Source organism: Methylobacterium radiodurans, assembly GCF_003173735.1.
Taxonomy (GTDB): domain Bacteria; phylum Pseudomonadota; class Alphaproteobacteria; order Rhizobiales; family Beijerinckiaceae; genus Methylobacterium; species Methylobacterium radiodurans.
Map to the genome: position 1 here is coordinate 4,271,691 of NZ_CP029551.1, position 19,573 is coordinate 4,291,263.

The following is a 19,573-nucleotide window of genomic DNA, read 5'->3' on the forward strand; positions in this document are numbered from 1 at the left end:
TGTCGTACCCGGTTCGGTCGCGCGACAAGGCCCCGAGGCCCGCCGCCGGGGGAACTGCCGTCCCACAATCCTTGAGCGCGTAGATGGTTCTGCAGAAATCGCAATTAATGCGCGCGGTTTGGACAGATTGAACTTTTATGACATTTGTATTACAGAAACAAATCACCACGGCCGCATGTTGATGCGACGGGCCGGACTACGGACCTTTCTGGCCTCATGATCTCCGACACCATCGAGGCTCCCATGCCTGATCGGCCGACGCGAGACGTGCAGCGCATGATCGCCGACCATCAGGCCGCCCGTGCGGCCGCAACGGAAGCCGAGCACGGCTACGGCATGGCGAAGGAGCCTGGGATGTCGAACAAGCCCCTGCCGATCAGCGGCGAGACGGATGGGATCAACCTGTCCCAGATCGGGGACGGGCCGGATGCCGTGCTGAAGCGCGAGACCGATATCTGAGCGCGATCGACAGCCGCATCCGCGGCAACCGGCACCGTGCTCTGCGATGCCCGGCTCACGACGGGCCGGCCGGAAGAGGAGACGAAGCCGCTCCGGCCGACCCGCGACCCCGAAACCCTCGGTTGAGACCTGGGCGGGACGCGGACGAGTTTGCACACGGCATGCCACGGCCTCGTGACAGCGCGGCTTGCCGTGGGCGGACCGGCAACATGGAAGCAAAGACTGTAACACCTCGTGCCGGATCACGCTCGACTTCGTCTCGCGACCATCGTGCCGGCTATAGAGGCGCGTCCGATCTGAATCGTCGCACCTGCGGGACATCCCGATATTTGGAGGTTCTCCTTGATGTCGGCGGTACCGCATCTCGGTGCCGCCGCGAAGCAAGCGAGAGGACGACGATGAACAACGACGCTCTCAGGACGCTCGTGGCGCAGGGGCTCGCCGCCATGAAGAACGGTGGCAAGGTCGCGGCGGCGGCCACAGGCGAGATCCGGAACGACGCGCGCCATCGCGACCTCAAGGCGGCGCTGGAGCAGGGCAACCAGACGTCGCAGGACTGGGCGCAGCGCATCGACCAGGCCCTGCAGGAGGCCGGCGGCAGCGGCGAGCAGAAGAACCCGGTGCTGGAGGGCCTCTACGAAGTCAGCCGCCAGATTCGGCAGCAGGCGCCCGACGACGCCTCCCGCGACCTCGGCATCGTCGCCAACGGGCAACTGGCGCTGCACTACTGGATCGCGGCTTTCGGGACGATCCGCACCTACGCCGAGCAGCTCGGCCTGAGCGGGATCGCGCAGGCGATGCAGACCTCCCTGGATGAGGCCAAGGCGGCCGACGAACGGCACAACCAGATCGCCGCCACGATCCATGGACGCCTGAGCGACCGACCAACCCTTGGGTTCCCTCGACGCGCGGCATGCGGCTCCAACGCATGCTGCGCGAAGCCGATGTGATCCATCGGGTAAGCCGACACCGCTCGATACGCTTGAGCCGGCGCTAGGCCGCCTCAAAGCGATGACCGGTGCCTTTTCGTCTCTGCGGATGCGACCACCAAAGCGGCGAGGCCGACGGCGGCGACGTCCTCGGCAAGACCCCGGGCTCGTCCTGTCGATGTCCGCGAGTCCCCGCCTCGTGCGCCCCGCCCGAGGAGCGTGCCGGCGACCGCGCCGGCTACGCCGGCCAGGGCGCCGTACTCGGGCGATGCACGTTGGCCGGACAAGGCCCAGCCTCCGACCGCCCCGGTGGCGAGCCTGAGCGCGAAGGAGGGCGGGATGCGGCGGTCGGGGGCGAACGGCATCTTGTCGCCGGCCATCTCGGCCGCGGCGGCTGTCGTGGCGAGCGCCCGCGCGCCCGGCCCGGTGGGGATCAGGTCGCCGCGCGTCCGGCCCTGCGATGCCGCCCACGTCAGCGCGGCGCAGGCGGACATGCTGCGCATCCCCGCCACGAACCCGATGCCGAACGAGGCTCCGTATCCCCGCATGTTCGCCGCCCCTTGCCCGAGATGCCCCGACCGGAGGGCAAAGCGGCTGCGTCGGCTGGTGTTCCGCGCGGGCGACGCCGGGCGTCATCAAGGACGGAGGCGGGACGCCCTCCGACCGGGCGCGGTCGCAAGCCTGACCCGCGACCGCCGGCTTGTGCCGATTGGGGGCGTTCCCCGTCCGGTCACGGCCCGCCTTGTCATGCGACTGCGCGAACGCTGCAGAACGAAGCACGCCTACGCAGCAAGCTTCGGGGCCGCAGCGGAAACGTCTACTCGGATCGGCCTCGATCCCATGTGCAGGGATGACGGCCCCACGAGGGGCGGTAGGACAGCCACGGAGTAGCAAGTCGCAGGCAGCATTGCATTCCGACCGGAACAGCAGCCCCACGAAGGGCGTCGGATTGCACGGCGTACCGTGTGCCCCCGGCCTGCAGCGGAGAGCTCGTCCGAAGGTCCCTCCACCAAGTGCCGTGGGCCACTGGATCATGGAGACCGGAAGCCGGCCCGGACCGGGAATTGTGGCCCCATGAAGTCTCCCTCGTCGGACGGTTTCGCCGTCGGGCACGGCTTGCCTGGGATCGCGGATTCAAGGCCGAGACCGTGGACAAAGGGAATTGCAGCCCCATGAACCCCGCTCGGCCGAACGGCCGGAGGGGTCAGACCGGTTCGTTCAGGGGGCCGGTTCCGGTTCGGACGTGCCGGGCTCCACATGGGCATCCTCCGCAGGAGCCTCTTGGTCGGTCCGGACCGCAAGGTCGGCCACCTCGGGGCGGCGCGCCTCGTGCTACGTCGGCAGCGCCGCAGAACCCGGAAGGTCGAACATCTCGTAGAAGCGCGTGTCCGCCGTCCATGTCATCGCGCTGATCCCAGGCGCCGTGCCTGACCTCGCAATCGTCGGCGCGGCCCCGATGCTGCCGGCGGTCACCCCGGCAGGCGCTTCATCGCGACGATTCCATCGCGCAGTGCCGGTTGTTCGGTGCGGAAGGAGCGCTCGGCTTGCTGGTGGGGGCCGCCTTCCCGGCAGATCAGCCATGCGTACCACCCTGTCGGACGGAAAAGCCAAGACACTCGCGACCCAAACCCAGGCCTGCGAATGTGGCGTGGTTCCGGACCGGTATGTTGCCGCAGTGACGGTCGGGCATCGGCGGTCTCATGAGCCGGAACATGGCCCTCGGGACACAAGCCGGCGGGTTGCCGCATAGCTGTCCCGAGAAGCCGCCTGCTTCAGCGGGCAGGGTTGTGACGGTCCTGAGATGCCACCGACCCTGTACGGATGCGGCCACGAAGCCCTCGAGGAGGACGCGCTTCGTCGGCGAGTGAGCTTCGATATAATCGACGATGTCGTACGCTCCCGCGCACATCGGTCCCATGCTCCTCACCCTGTCCGCCAGCGTCGTCCTCGTGATCGTCACCATCCTGGTGCTCTACGAGACCCTGCGGCTCACCTCGGAGCACCTCGCCGAGCTGCCGGTGCCGCCGCGTTGGCGCATCGTCGCCGTGGTGCTCGCCGCCTTCGCCGGTCACACGGTCGCGGTTTGGACTTACGCGGGCGCCTACTGGCTGCTCGTGCTCCGGCTCAGGCTCGGAGCGTTCGCCGGTGTGCCGGTCGAGACCTTCGAGGACTGCCTCTTCGTCTCGGTGGTTGCTTACACCTCCCTGGGCTACGGCGACCACGTGCCCCTCGGCCACGCCCGCCTCCTGACCGGCGTCGAGGCGCTCAACGGTCTCGTTCTGATCGGCTGGTCGGCCTCGTTCACCTACTTGGCCATAGAACGTCACTGGTCGATGCATGGCAAGGACCGGACGCGTCGGGCCGATCGCCGGCCTGACGAGGAATCAGGCCGCGAACGCCTCTTCCCCCCGACAAAGGATTCCTGATCGCGCGACTTGTGGCTTGCGCTGGATCAAGGTGTCCGGTCTCGACCCGCCCCATGATCCGTCCTGCAAACGCCGGCGGGGGTTGCGCCCGTCGCAGGAGGAGATTGAGATGAGCTACGCACTCACCCAGCCTGTGCATTGGCAAGGTCGGCAGTGGGCCGTCACCGGGTATGGCATCGAAGCCCTCGACGGGAGGTACCACGTCCCGTTCTCCGAGATCCAGGACGTCGAAGATGGACGCCCGTCGTGGATTGACGGTCTCTGCCGCCGCTACGGGACGGACCGCGATGACTTGATGGCGGCTTTGACTGCGGCGCGCGCGATCCTTCGTCGATCCGTCGAAACCGCGCTGAGCGCGGCAGCCTGAGCGCATCGCCGCAACGCGCTGCCGTCCCGGGCGACACCAGGGGCCGGCAATCGGAGACCATCCCTGCCGATCGTGCCCGGACGGCCCCCATCCGCGACGCGATTTGCGGCATGAGCGGCATCGTCCCCGGGGCGAACTCCGACACGCGACTTCGACCACGGGTGCCGGACCCAGGCATGGTCGGCACCTGAAGGCGTGACATCGCGTGGGATGCGTACCTTGGGCGCGGCAAGGATTATCACGTGGACCCCCTGCCGCAGCGATCGGGATCGCTTGGTTGACGCATCGTCCGATGGTTTCGCCCGCACGGGAACCGGACGCGGCGCGCCCACCGGCACCCTCGCCCACCGTGCAGAGAGCCAACGTTGAGGTATCAGAATTTGTAGGTGACGCCAGTGCCGACGATCCAAGGGTCGATATCGACGCGGCCCCGGATCGCCCCCGCGTTGAGCTTCACCTTGGTATCGAGGAAGAGCTTCTTGACGTCGACGTTCACGCCCCAGTGCTCGTCGAGCATGTAGTCGAAGCCGGCCTGTAGGGCCGGCGCGACGCTGTCCGTGAGGCGGAAGCCGGTGAAGCCACCCCGTTGCCGCTCGCCGAAGAAGATCGTGTAGTTCACGCCCGCGCCGACGTAGGGCTTGAACGCGCCGAAATCGGTGAAGTGGTACTGGAAGGTGAGCGTCGGCGGCAGGAGCCAGGTGCTGCCTATGCGCGTCCCGGCCAGCGTGCCGGAGCCCTCGATGCCGTGCCTAGTGACGCCTAGGATGAGCTCGGCCGCGAAGTTTCGAGTGAAGAAATAGGAGATGTCGAGTTCCGGGACGACGGCATCCGTGACGGACACCGCTGCACCGGCTACGGGGGCACCCGCGGCCGACAGGCGGGCACCGGGTTCGGGAAGAATGCCGAGAGCGCGCACGCGTACCAGCCAAGGCGAGCGAAGCGCGAGGACCGGTTCGGGCGCGGGTGCGCTCGCGAAGGCAGGGAGATCGGCGGCGAGCACGCCGGGGGAGCCGAATAGGGGAATCGCGGTTGCGGCGAGGGCGATGGTTCTCTTGCGCATGGTTTCGATCCAGGTGGCCGCGGCAGGCCGACGCGCCCACTCGCGGATTTTGGCCGAAACCGTCGTTGATCGAGATCAAACGGCGAAGCTTCGTCGGACCCCGGGGGTTCATCTCGGCAACGTTGGGGAACGACGCGTCGGTTTCCGTCGCGCGTAGCGGCCGGCTTTCTCGCCTCCTGACAACCTGCCGGTGTTGTGCATGGGGCGCGGTGACGTCGTGGAGGGATCGGGGCGCCCGCCCCTCCCACCGACGTTCCGCTACGATCGAAAGCTCGGTTTCTTCGGAATCCGGTATCCCGGCTCGAACAATGGCTATGGATGGCCGATCCGTCAGCGACTTGGCTCAAGGCCGCGGTTGCCGGGACCGACCATATAGACCGGACGAGGTGCCGCAACGTCTGACGCGGACGCCGAGGCAAGACGCGGCGTGACGGGAGAGGCGTGGGTCAGGTAGAGCCTCCGGCCTGTCGACCATGTCTCCTAGGGTGTGGACCGAACCAAGCCGTAGCAAGGTTTATGGTTTTATGATTCAGGGCCGCCGTTTGCAACGTGGAGGCGGCGATGGCGAACCTGTTCTGGCTCTCGGATGAGCACCCAGCGCTCCTCCGGCGCCTTCTCGCGCGCTCCAAGAGGCGGTTGGCGAACCGGGGCCCACTGATGTCGGTAGCAGGCATGTCACTAGAGCATGGGTCGTCCGGAATATGTTTGCCGACGAAACTATTCGCTTCGGAAACCGCGGGTCGGAGCATAGGTGCCGCTCCGTGGCTGCACGAATGGGATGCTAGCCGGTTAGAAGACATTCGTTTTTTTGTTTGACTGGGCCTATATTTAACTGTCTACTTCCTTCACTTAGAGGGGTTTGATACTTGGTGCATCAGGTTATTGGCTTCTTTGCAATCTCGCTTACCTTTGTATTTCTTCTGAGCGGCTGGGGAGCCCCGAGGTCTATCACCTATCTTTGCGGGATTCTCGGGCTCGTCGGAACGGTGCTCATGGCCGCATCCATTGGCAGCCGCAGGGTAGAGCCGCGCGGACTCGGAGGTCCGGACCAACCGCTACAGATGCCACCCACCGAGGGCTTCGTCGCACCGCTAAACCGTAGTCGTGGTAGCCGAACAGGGGTCGAGGCATTCTTTCCGTAGAAGGCAGACCAAGGCGCGGAAGTCTCGGCGTGCCGCTGGTTCTCGCCGCAGGAGGAGGCACGCGCGCAAGCGGAGGATAACCTGTGCCGCCGGCAACGCCTGCTCGGCGGCTTGATGTTCCGCGCCCGAGAGCCCGCGAACCTCGGCTCCCCGCACGATGACATCGTTGAAGCGGTTGGACGGTTTCTCAAAACGGGCGGCCCCTGCGCTCCAGTCATGCGGGGCACTGAGGGCGGCGAGCAGGCGCCAACCTAGCTCTGGTCGAGCGTGGTCGAGCTCGCCGGACGCCACGAGATCGGATACCTACAGCACTGCCGGCGTTACGCCATCCCAGAAGCGGCCTAGGCTCCCGGCTCGGCGAGTGTCGTGGCTTCCCGAAGGAAGGGGTGGCGCTTGGCGCCGAGCAAGGCCTGCGGGACGTTCGCTTACCGCCGGATTCCCGGCCTGGAGAGTACAGCCCGGAACCGTCGAGGGTCACGCACCGCTACTACGGCATGGATACGCTCGACGACACCATGCGCTCGATCCTCGCCCTCGCGGCAACCTACAGGCCGGGCACCATCATCAAGGCCGAGCAGGTCGTGGACGCCTACCTCGACGAGTTCCAGGGCTACCGGGCGCGTCGGGCCGCGATGGACGCACTGCTTCACGAACTCGCCCTGCCCTCGCATCGCGCGCGCAATAGGGGCGGCCTGTTCGAGCTGATCGGACTGCACCTGAAGCGACGGCACCGTGACATGGCCCGCTGGTTTCAGTGACCGCCGAGCGCTCGGGAGCCGGTCGCCGTCGTTGCTCGCCGCCCGTTGCACCGAGAACTGGCCGCGCCCGACGGGCGTCGCCTCCGCAGCAGCGCCGGGTGCACGTGCCAGAGCCCGACGAGCAAGGCGAGAGACGCGATGGCCGCAGACGCGGCGGAGACCACGGCGCTTGAGAAGGCCGCACGCGCCACCGAGAGGTCGAGCTGAGGTTCGTGCAAGCCGGGAGAACCGCCCTCTCCTCTCAGGAGCCGATTTGGGTATCCGGGTTCGCCACGCGCGGGCGGAAGGGGCAGCGCCACTCCTCGCCGACGACCCGGCCGCTGTACTGGCGCGCCTCGGACGCCTCGCCGTGGCGCGCCAGCATCGGGTTCACCGAGCCGGCCAGCGCCTCGTCCCGCTGCAGGATAGACGAGCGCAACTTCTCGTAGCGGCCCGCCTCGCGCAGCTGCTCGAACTGAGCGTGCAGGTTGAACACCAAGGCGGGTGAGGAGAACCGGCGCGCCGGCCGGCTTGCGTTCGGGTGCAGGCCGACCACGAAGAACGCCTCGCCGGCGAAGCTCAGCGAGAAGTGCGGGCTGTCCGGCTCCTGGGCCACCCGTCCGTCCCAGGGATGCCCGAGCCAGGCGTCCTTGTCGGAGAGCGACTGCACCCGGTCCCAGAGGTAACGCTCGAAACCTTCCTCATCGAGGTCACCCGGTCCCTCGAAGATGACGGCGAAGCTCTGGAACAGGTCCGGCCGCCTCCGATAGCGCGCCGCGAAAGCCATCAGCGCCGGGTAGATGCGCATGTCGTCCCAGGCCGAGGTGATGTCGCGGGCGACCAGGACGCGCATCTGGCCCTTGGTCAGGGCCGACTTGGCGCCGACGCACGGGAAGCCGGCGTCGCGGATGAAGGCGCGGAAGGCTTCGGCCTGCGGATGGCGGGTGTCGTCTCGGGGCAATTGCATCGGAACTTGTCACGCACGTCGCACGGATGACCACGAAACCGCGCCAAGTGGCGCGGCCTCGGGCAACGACGCCGCCCTTGCCGCGTTCCGCGTCGCGGCCGGCCGGAGCGGCTTACCCACAACCTGCGGGTCGCCGCGACGGGCGCGGCCTGCACTCACTGGCTCTTGCCGCCCTTCTTGCCGAGCTCGGCCTGGGCCGACGACGAGGTGCGGGGATTGGACTTGCCCTCGTGGCTCGCCTTGGCGTTCGCCTTCTTGGCCGTCGCGCTGCCGTGGCCCTTCTTCTCACTCATGCTCGCCTCCTACGGTTCCAACGGCAAGCCAGAGAGGTCCCCCTCGTTCCGACCCACCCGCGCGACCGCACGCGGATTCCTCTCGAACCGGTCCGCCTGGGACGATGCGGCGCAGCCCTGGCCGCCGTCCGCGGCAACCCGGCACGCCGTCGTCGGTTAAGCAGCGTACGCCCGGTCGCCATCGGGGATGCAGGCCGGGCGGATGACGGCCGTGGGTGGAGAGTGCGTTGCCGGGCTTGGACGAGACGAGGGTCGGGCGGGTCGACCTCAGGCTGCTGCGTGCCGCGGTCGAGGCGTCCGGCGAGGCCATCCTGATTACCTCCGCCGAGCTCGACGAGCCGGGCCCGCGCATCGAGTACGCCAACCCGGCCTTCAGCCGCATGACCGGCTACGAGTTCGACGAGGTCGTCGGGCGCTCGCCGCGTCTCCTGCAAGGCCCGGAGACGGACCGCGCGACCCTCGTCCGGGTGCGTGCGGCCCTGGAGGCCGGCGAGGCCGTGCGCGACGAGGTGCTCAACTATCGCAAGGACGGCTCTACCTACCGGGTCGAGTGGGTGATCACGCCGGTGTGCGATGGGGACGGGCGCATCGCGCACTGGGTGTCGACCCAGCGCGACGTCACCGAACGGCGCGCCTACGAGGACCGGCAGGCGCTCATGGTGCGCGAGTTGCACCACCGGGTGAAGAACACGCTCGCCACCGTCCAGGCCGTGCTGAACGCGACCGTGCGGTCCTCGCTCACCATCCCGGAGTTCACCCGTGCCCTGTCGGGCCGCATCGCCTCGCTGGCGCGCACACACGCGCTGATCACCGAGGATGTCGCTCAGGCCGCCTCGTTCGACGGCCTGCTGCGGGCCGAGTTGAGCCCCTACGACGAGCGTGGGCGCTTGTCGCTGGACGGGCCTCGGGTCGCGCTGCCGTCGGAGGCCGCGGTGCCGGTGGGCATGGCCCTGCACGAGCTGACCACGAACGCGCTACGGCACGGCTCGCTCGCCGACCCGAACGGACGGCTGCAGGTGACCTGGTGGGTCGAGGAGGGCTCGGCCGGCCGCGCTCTGCGGTGGGACTGGACGGAGCACGACGGGCCGCCCGCCCCGTACCCCACGCGCGAGGGCTTCGGCCACCGCCTCCTGAACAAGGTCCTGGCCACGCAGACGGGCGCTGAGGTGGACGTGGACTTCGCCGCGGACGGCCTGCGGGTGTCCGTCCGCATGCCCCTCCCGCCGTCACACCCTTAAGGAGCGTCGGGCGCGACCGGGAGGCTCAGCCCTTCCTACGGCCCTTCTCGTGCCTGTCGATCTCCGCGCGGCAGGCAGGTGAGAGGTTCGCCATGTTCTTGCGGAAGCAGGCTTGGACCTCGTCGCCGTCCGGAGGAAGGTCGCCGCAGTAAGTCGTGTAGTCGCCGCCGCAGCGCTGTTTCAAGGCGTCTCGACCGCCTTCGGCAAGGGCAGTGGTCCAGCTTAGGCCGAAAACGGTCAGGGCGGAGAGGGCGCATCGCGGAAACGAGCGGGCCATGCAACATCCTTGTACGCACGGGAAGTAGCTCGCAAACGCGCGAGCCATCGTGCAGTTCATCGCGGGCTAGCTGCCGAAGACTATTTCCAATCCCCGTCGCGGGATGCGCCTGATCTGCATAAGTTTCGGAGCTCCATTGCACGCTTTGAGCCAAACCCTGGCGCGGCTTTCCCGTTTCATCATCCGGCCGGTCGGCTCGCTGAGCTCCCCGCCGCTCAACCTCCCGCCGCCCTGGACGCGGCGCGTGCCGCCTTCTCGCGGGCACGCAACTCGGCTTCGTCGGCGGCTTCCCTGACATCGTCCAGGCGCTCCGCCCTGGCGCGGGTCTCGCAACGTCGGCGGAGGTCGTCGAGCTCCGCCTCGGTCAGGTGTTCGATGCCGATGTAGCGGTTCTGGGCCGCGCTCGCCCGGATGAGTTCATCGAGCTTGGCCTGGATGGCCGCCCCGTCCCGGTTCTGCGAGTTCTGGATCAGGAACACCATCAGGAAGGTCACGATGGTGGTGCCCGTGTTGATGATGAGCTGCCAAGTCTCCGAGTAGCCGAAGAACGGGCCGCTCACCGCCCAGCCCGCGACGACGGCCGCGCCCGTCGCGAAGGCGAGCGGGTGGCCGGCCCACTTGGCGACCTTGCCGGCGAAGGCGGTGAACGCGCGCGAAGCGGACATGAACGAGGCTCCTGCCCAGGGGGCCGCCCGGGACCGATATCAGGCAAGAAACGCCCAGCTTCCGGGCACGGCTCCTTCGCGAGGTAGACCGGCAAGCCTGGCATGAGCTGATCGCAGGGCCGGTGGTCAGTGACCATCGGGGCGGATCTCATCTCACCTGAAGGCATGCTGCGAGCGCTTGCTGCCTGATGGGGGTGGGGGCCGCTCACGAGGCGCCGGAATACCGCACCGCAGGCGCTTACGCTGTCGGCAGTCTCGGGCAGTGAGACCGAAGCAGATGCCCATTGCATCCGGCTGGGACGAGGATGCGCGGCCTGGACGGCAGGCCCCATCCGGATGCCGGCGCCTGGGGCTTGTCTCTGAGTGTTACCGCATCCTTCAGGCCGGGAGCGATGCCATTCCGGTGATCCGCGACGCGTGCAGGGTACCGTGGACGAGCGACCAAGGCAGTCGGCGTAGGCCGCTTCACGTCGTAGATCGGGCGCCGCGCTCGGCCTCCGTCGTACCGGGCACGATGCCCTTCCGTATCACGTGTTCGACGAAGGCGTCGGTCCAAGCATCGAAGCAGGCCATCGCCGCCGCCTCGCGGGCCATATCGTCGGACTGGTCGTCGGCATAAGGCTGACCGATGCCGACGGAGGCGTGACGCCAGAGTTCATCCGGCACCTCGATGCCGCTGTAGCGGCACTGCCAGACGAGCCCCTGGTAGGCTTGGCGCTCTTCTCCCTGGTAGGGCTCCTGGGCAGGATCGAACCATGCCTTGTGCTTGAGGATGCGCGGTCGACGGTCCGCGTCGAGCTCGTTGCCACCCTCGTTGCCGTAACAGAAGAAGGCGGCGGTTCGGCCTTCGAGGTGGTTCTTCGTCAACTCCTTCCAGAGCGGGGACTTTTCCAGCGCCTGCGCCTTCAACGTGCTCTTCTTGTCGATGAGGTCCGGCCGCGGGTTGCCGCCGCTCATGCAAACGAGACGGTCAAACATCGCCTTCAGATTGGTGGTGGGGCCGTACCACCAGACCGGGCCGATGACCGCCCAGGCGTCGGCCCGGGCGAGCCGCTGGTAGAGCTTCTCGTTCCACATCAGGTCGGGTTGGTGGTCGCTGTTCGGCCCGTAGCAGTTGCACGGCCAAACGCAGAGCGCCATCGAGGTGCCGACGCAGCCATTGCAGCCCTGGATCTTGGGCTTGCCGTGCTCGTTGCCGATGTCCACGGCGTCGGTCTGCCAGCGGGCCGGCAGCCGACCGAGCATCCGGTGCATCAGGAAGCGTGCCTTGCCGTCGAGGCCGGGACAGCCGTCGAGGCGGCGAGCGGAGCCGGCAATCAGGAGCACCTGCAGCGGCCGCTCCTCCAGCGTCAGAGCGTCGACCTCGGCTTCCAGCTTGTCCAACTCAGGGCAGTCCCGTCTCGGGCGGCGAGACCATCCCGCGGCAAGGCTCAAACCTAACCTCGCACGGTTGGTTCCTGGACCTAATCCAGGGCGCGCGTCGCTCGCGTGCGTTTGCGCCGGGGGTGTGGCGATGCGGCAGCATCCGAGGCGGCACCTGTCGGATACGCTATGTGCCTCTTCCGGACACAGGCATGCGGATCTTCTCTCATTCGGCTTCGCCGTGGCCTCTCGCGGCGACCCTCCTCGGGATCTCCTTGGCCACCTCCACACCCATCCTTGCCGAGCCGAGTGCGGCGCGCGGCGACCAGGAGGAGGCCGGGGCGAAGAAGAAGGGCGACGAGCCCGACAAGATCGACACCGAGAACCTGTTCGGCTTCACCGAGGGCACCGACGTCGGCAAGAAGGGCGAGCAGGAGATCCTAGTCGACACCATCGGCCGCTTCAGCAAGCGCCGCGACGGCCCCGGCCGCTCGGGCTACGGCGCCGCTCAGCCCATCGTCAGCTACCAGTACGACCTAACCGACAACTTCAGCATCGAGCCGGGCCTCTGGTTCGACGCGCGCGACAGCCGCAACATCGCGGGCGTTCCGGACAAGTCCTTCGGCACCTTCAACGGCGGCTCGCTGGAGCTGAAGTACCAGTTCTTCAAGCGCACCGCCGAGCGACCGTTCAGCCTCGCCCTTCAGGCCGAGCCGCAATACGCCCGCATCACGCCCATCGAGGGCCAGGGCGCCGACGTGTACAGCTTCGAGACCCGCCTCATCGCCGACGCCCGGCTCGTGCCGGACCGGCTCTGGGGTGGCATCAACCTGATCTACGACCCGCAGGTCGCGCGCCTGAAGGGCTCGGGCGAGGTCGACCGATCCTCGACGCTGTCTGTCTCGGGCACGCTGATGGCGAAGGTGGCGGGCGACCTCTACCTCGGGCCGGAGGCCCGGTACATGCGCGCCTACGAGGGCGCGTTCCTGAACCGCTTCGAAGGGCATGCGGTGTTCGTCGGACCCGTGCTGCACTACCAAGTCATGGAGAAGGGCTACCTCACCCTGGCCTACTCGACGCAGGTGTTTGGGCACGACCGCGACCCGGATTTCGCGGACCGGGCGTTCAACCTCAACCAGTTCTCACGCCACAACCTGCGCGTCCGTTTCGGCATCGAGTTCTGAGGAGACCGCCTAAGTGCCGGTTCGATCTTCGGACAGACGCGGCGAACGCCTACCAGCACGCCGCGTCCGCCGCTCCGGGTCAGACTTGGCACACGGTCAGGCCGCCACGTGCTCCAGGCTCTCGGCGAGCTGGCTCGCGATCTCGTCGCCCTTGTAGATCTCCGCAACCGCCTGCTTCAACTTCTGCTCGTCCTCGGAGCGGCCGAGGGCCTTGGCGTAGGCCGCCGCCGAACCGAATCCGGCCAGGCCGTAGTGCGACATGCGCTGGTACTGGGCGATGATCACCACGTCGCGCAGCTTGGCGTCGCTCGGTGCCTCCTCGATGCCGTGCTTTTTGGCCTCCGTGACCAAGCCTTCCATGCCCTTGCAATACTCGGGCTCGGACTCGCCGCCGTTCTGCTGGATCAGGTTCTTGAGGATGTCGGTGTGCTTCTGGATGCCGCCGATGGAGTGCTCCAGCATCTGCTTGAGCTTCGGGTCGCCGGCGTGACCGCCAAGTTCCTTCACGGTCTTGATCATCTGGTCGTTGGCCGACCAAAGATCCTTCATCTCGTCGAGATAGACTTCCTTGAGGCTGCTCGGTGCTGACATCGATGGCTCCCATTGGTCGCCTCCTGGCAACACGACCTCGCGCGCGATGTTCCTGCTCGGTTTGCCGCGTCGGGCCCATACCGACGGGCTGTCCGCTTCGACTTCTGTCCGCGGCGCCCGCTAGCGCCCTCCGACCCGGAAGCGTGTAGTCTGACCGGATGGAAGCAGGGGAAACCGAGCTCGAAATGGTCAGGCGGCATGTCCGGCAGGGGGCCGAGCATGTGGCCAAGCAGCGCGCGCTCGTGATCCGGCTCCGCGCGTCCGGTCTGCCGGTCGAGGAGGCCGAGGCGCTCCTCGGCACCTTCGAGGATTTCCAGCGCCAGCACGAGGCGCATCTCGCCAAGGCTGAGGGAAAGGCGGGTCAGCCGGGCTAGGCGGCTGCGATCCGGGCGCCGACGCCCGGCGCCGGTACCCCTTTCAGACGTCTCGTCTCGGCCTGAGCTCCACCACCTTGCCGGGCTCCCTTGGCTCGGACGCGGACACCCCGAGCACCTCGGCGACCTTGCGGGCGAGCTGCTCGCGCTTGAACGGCTTGCCGATGAGTTGCACGCCGTCGTCGAGGCGCCCGTGGTGCACGATGGAGTTCTCGGTGTAGCCCGACATGAACAGCACCCGCACCTCCGGCCGGACAGCTCGCACGCGCTCGGAGAGCTCCCGGCCGCGCACACGCCCGGGAAGCACCACGTCGGTCAGCAGCAGGTCGATGGCGCTCGTGTTCTGCCCGAAGACGCGCAGCGCCTCCTCGCCATCGGCAGCCTCCAGCACGCGGTAGCCCAGGTCGGAGAGAATCGCGCAGGCGATCTCGCGCACAGCCGCCTCGTCCTCGACTACCAGAACCGTGCCCGAGCCACGCGGCAGCTCGACCGGCGAACCGGTGCGCTGTTGGGCGGTAGCCGCCCTGACCGCGCGTGGCAGGTACAGCTTCACCGTTGTGCCCTCGCCGGCCTCCGAGTAGATCTTCACGTGCCCGCCCGACTGCTTGACGAAGCCGAACACCATCGCGAGGCCTAGCCCCGTGCCCTTGCCGTCGGGCTTGGTCGTGAAGAACGGCTCGAACACGCGCGCGACCACCTCCGGCGTCATGCCGTGTCCGGTGTCGGAGACCGCCACCATGGCGTAGTCGCCGGGCACGACCTCGGCGTGGTGCCGCGCGTACTCCTCGTCGAGCACCTTGTTGCCGAGCTCGATGGTGAGCCGACCGCCGCCTGGCATCGCATCGCGCGCGTTCAAAGCGAGGTTCAGAACCGCGCTCTCTAACTGCGCCGGGTCGGCCATGGCTGGCCACAAACCGGCGGTCTCGACGTAGCGCACCTCGATGTGCTCGCCCAGCGTCCGGCGGAGCAGCGGGATCAGGTCCGGCATGGTCGCCGCAAGGTCGATGGCGGCGGGCGCCAGCGGCTGCTTGCGGGCGAAGGCGAGGAGCTGGCCGGTCAGCGTCGCTCCGCGCTGGGCCGCCCAGGACGCGCGCTCGACCCGCTGCTGCAGCTTAGCGTCGCCGTCGAGCTTGGCCCGGACGAACTCCAGGTTCCCGAGGATGACCTGCAGAAGGTTGTTGAAGTCGTGCGCGATGCCGCCGGTGAGCTGCCCGATGGCCTGCATCTTCTGGGCCTCGCGCAGCACGCCCTCGGCCTGGGCGCGCTTGGTCATGTCGGAGATGGTCAGCACGAAGCCGCCGTCCGGCATCGGGGTCCGGCGGATCTCCAGGTGGTGCCCGTCGGCCCGCTCGCGCTCGTAGGTTACCGCCTCGCGCGGGTTGCGGCTGCCGTGCCGGATCTGGTCCTCGGTCTCCAGCGCCGGACGGCCCGGCTCGCCCGTGTGCTCGACGAAGGCGGCATAGGTGGTGCTTGGCCGGAGCATCGCCTCCGGCAGGTCGAGCAGGACCTGGAAGCACTCGTTCCAGCTCGCGAGCTTGCGGTCGGGCCCGAACACCGCGACGCCCTGGCTGAGGCTGTCCAGCGTGGTGCGCAGGCGCAGCGCCAGGTCGCGCTGCTCGGCCTCCGTCTTGTGAGAGCGCGACCACGCCTGGTTCAGAAGGCGCGCCGCCCAGAGCAAGGTCAAGACGGCCAGCGCCGAGCCACCGATGACGAGCCAGCGCACCCACCGGGCGCGGGCGTCGTTCTGGGCGAGGCGCGCGTCGAGCAGCCGCTGCTCGTCGACGAGCATGGCGGCGAGCACGTTCTCCGCCATGCGCATGTCGTTGCGGCCGGTGTCGGCGTTGACGATGCGCAAGGCCGTCTCCAGGCCGCTGTCGCGACGCGCCTGCACGGTCTGGGCGAGCTCCTCCAACTTGTGCTGCAGGAGCGGCGCCAGCGCCCGCAGGCGCTCCTGCTGGGCGCCGTTGTCGGCGGTCAGCTTCTGGAGTTCGCCCTGGAGCAGGCCGATGCGGTCGCGCGCCGTGTTGTAGGGTCCGAGGTACTCGTCCCGGCCGGTGAGCAGGTAGCCGCGCTGGCCGCGCTCGGCGTCGCGCAGGGCGATGGCGAGGTCCTTCGTGGTTCCGAGCACCCGGTAGCTGTGCTGCGACCACTCGCGTGCGGCGCGCGACGCGTTGAGCCGCTCCCAGGTCACCGCGCCGACGAGCGCCAGGATGACCACGAGCACGCCGAAGACCAGCAGGTTGGCGCGCGTGACGAGGTAGCGGGTCATCGTGCTCCGGGTGGGCGAACGGCGGGAAGAGGCGGCTTGCGCGCCAGGAGGTGGATCACGCGCGCTTGCGTCCGAACCGTGGAGGCTTCGCACGCGATTGCGGGATTGTTGGGGCCGCGGCCTCGAGCCCTACGTCCGCTTCGTCGCGTTGCGTGCACGGGCAAGCAGGCTTTTGCGCACCTCCGGGTCCTCGATGCGGATGAACGCCTGCAGCAGCGCGGATGCTTCGGCCAGGCTGGCCGAGCTTCCCATCATCGGAACCTCCGCGCCACCGCCTTGCTTCAGCAGGGTCGTGGCGACCCCGAGGGCGTCGGCGATTTGGTCCAGCGTCCGTTGGGCCTTGGCCGGAAACTCGATCCCGTTGGCTTCATCGCCATCCAAGGAGGAAGCGCCGTCCATCGTCTTGTTCGTGTCATCGGGGTCGGAACAGGTCACGTGCGCTTCCCGCAGCTGTGCTTGGCGAAGGTGTTGCCGATGCCGTCGAAGGGCAGGAGCCGATGCGCGCGAGACGCCACGCTCGCGCCCGGGATGCAGCGTCTAGGCCGCTGCCTCGCCCCGCCGCTCCTGCATGGAGGCGAGCGGCGCTTCCAGGCGACAGACGAGCCCCGTCGGCGCGTAGGTGAGCCGGACCTCGCCACCGACATCGGCCGCGAAGCTGCGCTCGATCAGGCGCGAGCCGAAGCCGCGTCGGACGGGTGGGCTCAGAATCGGCGGTCCGCCTTGCTCGGACCAGGTCAGGCAGAAGCGGGGCGCGTCGGCCGCGTGCACCACGTGCCAGCGCAGGTCGACCACGCCGCCCTCGTTCGACAGCGACCCGTACTTGGCGGCGTTCGTGGCGAGCTCGTGCAGCGCCAGCGCCAGCGAGAGCGCGGCCTTGGCGGACAGGAGTACGTTGGGCCCGCTGATCCGGATGCGCGAGGGATCGACCTGGCGGTGCACGCAGAGCGCGCCCTCGGCCACCTCTCCGATGGGCGCCTCCGTCCAGCTTGCCTGGGTCAGGATGTCGTGGGCGCGACCGAGCGAGATCAGGCGCGCGGCGAACGCCTCCCGCATCTCGGCGACGTCGCTCGCCCCGCGCAGGGTCTGGCTGGCGATGGCCTGCACCAGGGCGAGCGTGTTCTTGACCCGATGCTCCAGCTCGCCGGTGAGCAGACGCTGGTGTTCCTCGGCCCGCTTGCGCTCGCTGATGTCGAGCATGGCGCCAATCATGCGGACCGCCCGGCCGCCCTCGTCCCGGATGAGGTAGCCACGGTCGAGGATGTCGGCGTAGGAGCCGTCGGCGCGCAGGAAGCGGTACTCGTCGGTCCAGACCGTGCCCGTGCCGTCGATGACCGCGTGGATGGAGGCGTTGATGCGGGCGCGGTCGTCGGGGTGGATGTGGCCGATCCACCAGTCCCCGGTCGGTTCTACGGTCTCGGGCCGGTGGCCGTGGGCGGTCTGAAGTGCCTCGCTCCAGAGCACGTGGTTGGTGGCGAGGTTCCAGTCCCAGATCGCGTCGTTGGTGGCGCGCGAGACCAGCCGGTAGCGTTCCTCGGTCTCGCGCAGCGCCTGCTCGGCGCGTCGGCTCTCGGTGACGTCGCGCGCGAAGCCGATGAGGCGCACCGGCCGCCCGTCCGCGAACAGGGTCTGGCCCTTGGCGGACACCCAGCGCTCGGTCCCGTCTTCCGGGGCCACCGTGCGGTACGTGACGTCGTAGATGCCGTCGCCGGCCGGATCGACCGCGGCGCGCACCGCCTCGTCAGCCCGCTCCCGGTCGTCCGGGTGCACGCGGGCTAGGTGCACGGAGAGGTCGACGGCGGTGTCCGGCGGCAACCCGTAGAGGGCGAGGATACGGGCGTCCCACTTCAGCTCGTCCGAGACGAGGTCGTAGTCGAACACGCCGGTCCCAGTCGCCTCGACGGCGAGCCGCAGCTGCTCGCGGGCTTGGCGCAGGTCGTCCTCGGCCTGACGCCGGTCGTGGATGTCGATGGCGATGCCGATCCAGCTCTCGACGGTGCCGGCCTCGCCGCGCACGGGCCTGCCGCGCGCCAGGAACCAGCGGTACGCACCGTCCGAAGCCCGGCGGAACGGGATCTCGACCTCGTAGGGCCCCTCGGTCGCGACCGCATGCCTCCAGACGCCGAGCACCCGCTCGCGGTGGTCGGGATGGATCGCGCCGGCCCAGCCGTCGCCGCTCGTGTCGCCCGGGGTGAGCCCTGTGTACGCATACCAGGTCGGGTTGCAGTAGGTGATCTCGCCGGCCGCGTCGCCGAACCAGACCACCTGCGGGCTGACCTCGACGAGCGAGCGGAAGCGCAGCTCGCTCGCGTTGCGCTCCGCGGCTTCCGCGCGCTGCCGGGTGCGGTCGCGCAGGATCTTGACGAAACCCTGGACCGTGCCGTCCGCGGCCTTCAGCGGCATGAGCTCGCCATTGGCCCAGAACCGCTCGCCGCCCTTGCGCAGATGCCAACGCTCGTCGGGCGCGAAACCCTGCTCCAGCGCCAGCGCCATCTCGGCCTCGGGGCACCCTGCCTCACGGTCCTCGGGCGTGAAGAACACGTGGGCGGGGTCGCCCAGCATCTCCTCCTCGCGCCAGCCGAGGATGCGCTCGGCTCCTGCGCTCCAGCGGGTGACGCGGCCGGCCCGGTCCATCGCGATGATGGCGTAGTCCGTCGCGCTCTCCAGGATGCGCTCGTGCAGCTCTCTCTGAACCTGCTCGGCGCGGGCGCTGCGGCGCGCCTCCAGCAGCGCCATGCTTTGGCGCGCCAAACGTCGGAGGCTGGCCTGCTGCCTCTCCGTGAGCTCGCGCGGCCGGGTGTCGAGCACGCAGACCGTGCCGACCGGGTACCCGTCCTCGGTCCTGAGCAGGGCGCCCGCGTAGAAGCGCAAGCCCGGTTCGCCGGTCACGAGCGGGTTGTCGGTGAAGCGCGGATCCCGCGCCGCGTCGGGCACGTAGAGGAAGTCGCTCTGCAGGATGGCTTGGCGGCAGAACGAAGTCTCTAGCGGGGTCTCGCGCACCCCGAGGCCCACCTCGGCCTTGAAGAACTGCCGCCCGTGCCCGATGAAATTCACTACCGCGATGGGCGTGCCGCAGATCTCGGCCGCCAACTCGGCGATGTCGTCGAACTCCCGCTCGCGCGGCGTGCCGAGGATGTCGTAGCCGGCAAGCGCCCGCAGGCGCGCGAATTCGTTGGTCGTTTGGCTGGGCCGCCCCATGGCAGGGTCACGTCCGAGGCCCGCTTTCCGTTCCATTT

At 68.5% G+C, this 19,573-nt stretch carries 19 protein-coding genes; 8 read left to right on the plus strand and 11 right to left on the minus strand.

Annotated elements, in window-relative coordinates; translation table 11 throughout:
• Positions 1-243 precede the first annotated feature (243 nt).
• Complete coding sequence (locus DK427_RS20030) at positions 244-459, plus strand: hypothetical protein (protein WP_162559858.1); 216 nt, start codon at positions 244-246, stop codon at positions 457-459.
• A 398-nt stretch (positions 460-857) separates the two neighbouring features.
• Complete coding sequence (locus tag DK427_RS20035; RefSeq protein WP_109952798.1) at positions 858-1,409, plus strand: DUF892 family protein; 552 nt, start codon at positions 858-860, stop codon at positions 1,407-1,409.
• Positions 1,410-1,462: 53 nt separating this feature from the next.
• On the opposite strand, the gene DK427_RS20040 is transcribed toward DK427_RS20035, so the two are convergent.
• Positions 1,463-1,936: a hypothetical protein gene (locus DK427_RS20040; RefSeq protein WP_109952799.1), complete on the minus strand. Its 474-nt coding sequence runs from the start codon at positions 1,934-1,936 to the stop codon at positions 1,463-1,465.
• A 1,338-nt stretch (positions 1,937-3,274) separates the two neighbouring features.
• Here DK427_RS20040 and DK427_RS20050 point away from each other — a divergent pair.
• Positions 3,275-3,814 carry an ion channel gene (locus tag DK427_RS20050; RefSeq protein WP_245930652.1) on the plus strand — a complete coding sequence of 180 codons (540 nt, stop codon included), beginning with the start codon at positions 3,275-3,277 and terminating at the stop codon, positions 3,812-3,814.
• Between the two features lie 109 nt (positions 3,815-3,923).
• On the plus strand, positions 3,924-4,181 hold the full coding sequence (locus tag DK427_RS20055) for a hypothetical protein (RefSeq protein WP_109952801.1): 258 nt from the start codon (positions 3,924-3,926) through the stop codon (positions 4,179-4,181).
• A gap of 373 nt (positions 4,182-4,554) precedes the next feature.
• Here the strand turns inward: DK427_RS20055 and DK427_RS20060 are convergent, their stop codons facing one another.
• Entirely contained in the window at positions 4,555-5,241 is a 687-nt protein-coding gene (locus DK427_RS20060; RefSeq protein WP_109952802.1) for an OmpW/AlkL family protein, read from the minus strand.
• A 1,636-nt stretch (positions 5,242-6,877) separates the two neighbouring features.
• On the opposite strand from DK427_RS20060, the gene DK427_RS20065 reads away from it, so the two are divergent.
• Positions 6,878-7,141 carry a hypothetical protein gene (locus tag DK427_RS20065; protein WP_109952803.1) on the plus strand — a complete coding sequence of 88 codons (264 nt, stop codon included), beginning with the start codon at positions 6,878-6,880 and terminating at the stop codon, positions 7,139-7,141.
• Positions 7,142-7,382: 241 nt separating this feature from the next.
• On the opposite strand, the gene gntA is transcribed toward DK427_RS20065, so the two are convergent.
• Entirely contained in the window at positions 7,383-8,087 is a 705-nt protein-coding gene (gene gntA, locus DK427_RS20070) for a guanitoxin biosynthesis heme-dependent pre-guanitoxin N-hydroxylase GntA (protein WP_109952804.1), read from the minus strand.
• A 155-nt stretch (positions 8,088-8,242) separates the two neighbouring features.
• Positions 8,243-8,380 carry a hypothetical protein gene (locus DK427_RS26790; RefSeq protein ID WP_204165202.1) on the minus strand — a complete coding sequence of 46 codons (138 nt, stop codon included), beginning with the start codon at positions 8,378-8,380 and terminating at the stop codon, positions 8,243-8,245.
• A 236-nt stretch (positions 8,381-8,616) separates the two neighbouring features.
• Between DK427_RS26790 and DK427_RS20075 the strand changes: the two genes are divergently transcribed.
• A complete protein-coding gene (locus tag DK427_RS20075) occupies positions 8,617-9,618 on the plus strand; it encodes an HWE histidine kinase domain-containing protein (RefSeq protein ID WP_245930653.1) in 1,002 nt (333 codons plus the stop codon).
• 25 nt (positions 9,619-9,643) lie between these two features.
• Here DK427_RS20075 and DK427_RS20080 read toward each other — a convergent pair whose 3' ends face one another.
• From DK427_RS20080 to DK427_RS20090, 3 genes are all read right to left on the minus strand, one after another.
• On the minus strand, positions 9,644-9,895 hold the full coding sequence (locus DK427_RS20080; RefSeq protein WP_245930654.1) for a hypothetical protein: 252 nt from the start codon (positions 9,893-9,895) through the stop codon (positions 9,644-9,646).
• A 215-nt stretch (positions 9,896-10,110) separates the two neighbouring features.
• Complete coding sequence (locus DK427_RS20085) at positions 10,111-10,560, minus strand: low affinity iron permease family protein (RefSeq protein ID WP_109952806.1); 450 nt, start codon at positions 10,558-10,560, stop codon at positions 10,111-10,113.
• A gap of 465 nt (positions 10,561-11,025) precedes the next feature.
• Positions 11,026-11,943 carry an NAD(P)H-dependent oxidoreductase gene (locus tag DK427_RS20090; RefSeq protein WP_109952807.1) on the minus strand — a complete coding sequence of 306 codons (918 nt, stop codon included), beginning with the start codon at positions 11,941-11,943 and terminating at the stop codon, positions 11,026-11,028.
• A gap of 254 nt (positions 11,944-12,197) precedes the next feature.
• Here DK427_RS20090 and DK427_RS20095 point away from each other — a divergent pair, with 254 nt between their 5' ends.
• A complete protein-coding gene (locus tag DK427_RS20095; protein ID WP_162559859.1) occupies positions 12,198-13,106 on the plus strand; it encodes a hypothetical protein in 909 nt (302 codons plus the stop codon).
• Between the two features lie 96 nt (positions 13,107-13,202).
• On the opposite strand, the gene DK427_RS20100 is transcribed toward DK427_RS20095, so the two are convergent.
• The gene (locus DK427_RS20100) at positions 13,203-13,697 is read right to left on the minus strand and encodes a ferritin-like domain-containing protein (RefSeq protein WP_109952809.1); all 495 of its coding nucleotides are present in this window, start codon (positions 13,695-13,697) and stop codon (positions 13,203-13,205) included.
• 185 nt (positions 13,698-13,882) lie between these two features.
• On the opposite strand from DK427_RS20100, the gene DK427_RS20105 reads away from it, so the two are divergent.
• Positions 13,883-14,071, plus strand: coding sequence for a hypothetical protein (locus tag DK427_RS20105; protein ID WP_245930655.1), 189 nt, complete (start codon positions 13,883-13,885; stop codon positions 14,069-14,071).
• A 43-nt stretch (positions 14,072-14,114) separates the two neighbouring features.
• On the opposite strand, the gene DK427_RS20110 is transcribed toward DK427_RS20105, so the two are convergent.
• The 3 genes from DK427_RS20110 to DK427_RS20120 all read right to left on the minus strand — a co-directional run bounded on the left by DK427_RS20110 (position 14,115) and on the right by DK427_RS20120 (position 19,535).
• Complete coding sequence (locus DK427_RS20110) at positions 14,115-16,340, minus strand: CHASE3 domain-containing protein (RefSeq protein WP_109952811.1); 2,226 nt, start codon at positions 16,338-16,340, stop codon at positions 14,115-14,117.
• A gap of 129 nt (positions 16,341-16,469) precedes the next feature.
• Complete coding sequence (locus tag DK427_RS20115) at positions 16,470-16,775, minus strand: hypothetical protein (protein ID WP_162559860.1); 306 nt, start codon at positions 16,773-16,775, stop codon at positions 16,470-16,472.
• 102 nt (positions 16,776-16,877) lie between these two features.
• On the minus strand, positions 16,878-19,535 hold the full coding sequence (locus DK427_RS20120; RefSeq protein ID WP_109952813.1) for a PAS domain S-box protein: 2,658 nt from the start codon (positions 19,533-19,535) through the stop codon (positions 16,878-16,880).
• Positions 19,536-19,573 lie beyond the last annotated feature (38 nt).

Coding starts and splice junctions, on each gene's coding strand:
- DK427_RS20080 (WP_245930654.1), bottom strand. CDS start 9,895: ATGGCCCGCTCGTTTCCGCGATGCGCCCTCTCCGCCCTGACCGTTTTC.
- DK427_RS20085 (WP_109952806.1), bottom strand. CDS start 10,560: ATGTCCGCTTCGCGCGCGTTCACCGCCTTCGCCGGCAAGGTCGCCAAG.
- DK427_RS20050 (WP_245930652.1), top strand. CDS start 3,275: ATGTCGTACGCTCCCGCGCACATCGGTCCCATGCTCCTCACCCTGTCC.
- DK427_RS20060 (WP_109952802.1), bottom strand. CDS start 5,241: ATGCGCAAGAGAACCATCGCCCTCGCCGCAACCGCGATTCCCCTATTC.
- DK427_RS20030 (WP_162559858.1), top strand. CDS start 244: ATGCCTGATCGGCCGACGCGAGACGTGCAGCGCATGATCGCCGACCAT.
- DK427_RS20055 (WP_109952801.1), top strand. CDS start 3,924: ATGAGCTACGCACTCACCCAGCCTGTGCATTGGCAAGGTCGGCAGTGG.
- DK427_RS20100 (WP_109952809.1), bottom strand. CDS start 13,697: ATGTCAGCACCGAGCAGCCTCAAGGAAGTCTATCTCGACGAGATGAAG.
- DK427_RS20110 (WP_109952811.1), bottom strand. CDS start 16,340: ATGACCCGCTACCTCGTCACGCGCGCCAACCTGCTGGTCTTCGGCGTG.
- DK427_RS20040 (WP_109952799.1), bottom strand. CDS start 1,936: ATGCGGGGATACGGAGCCTCGTTCGGCATCGGGTTCGTGGCGGGGATG.
- DK427_RS26790 (WP_204165202.1), bottom strand. CDS start 8,380: ATGAGTGAGAAGAAGGGCCACGGCAGCGCGACGGCCAAGAAGGCGAAC.
- DK427_RS20105 (WP_245930655.1), top strand. CDS start 13,883: ATGGTCAGGCGGCATGTCCGGCAGGGGGCCGAGCATGTGGCCAAGCAG.
- DK427_RS20065 (WP_109952803.1), top strand. CDS start 6,878: ATGGATACGCTCGACGACACCATGCGCTCGATCCTCGCCCTCGCGGCA.
- gntA (WP_109952804.1), bottom strand. CDS start 8,087: ATGCAATTGCCCCGAGACGACACCCGCCATCCGCAGGCCGAAGCCTTC.
- DK427_RS20035 (WP_109952798.1), top strand. CDS start 858: ATGAACAACGACGCTCTCAGGACGCTCGTGGCGCAGGGGCTCGCCGCC.
- DK427_RS20120 (WP_109952813.1), bottom strand. CDS start 19,535: ATGGGGCGGCCCAGCCAAACGACCAACGAATTCGCGCGCCTGCGGGCG.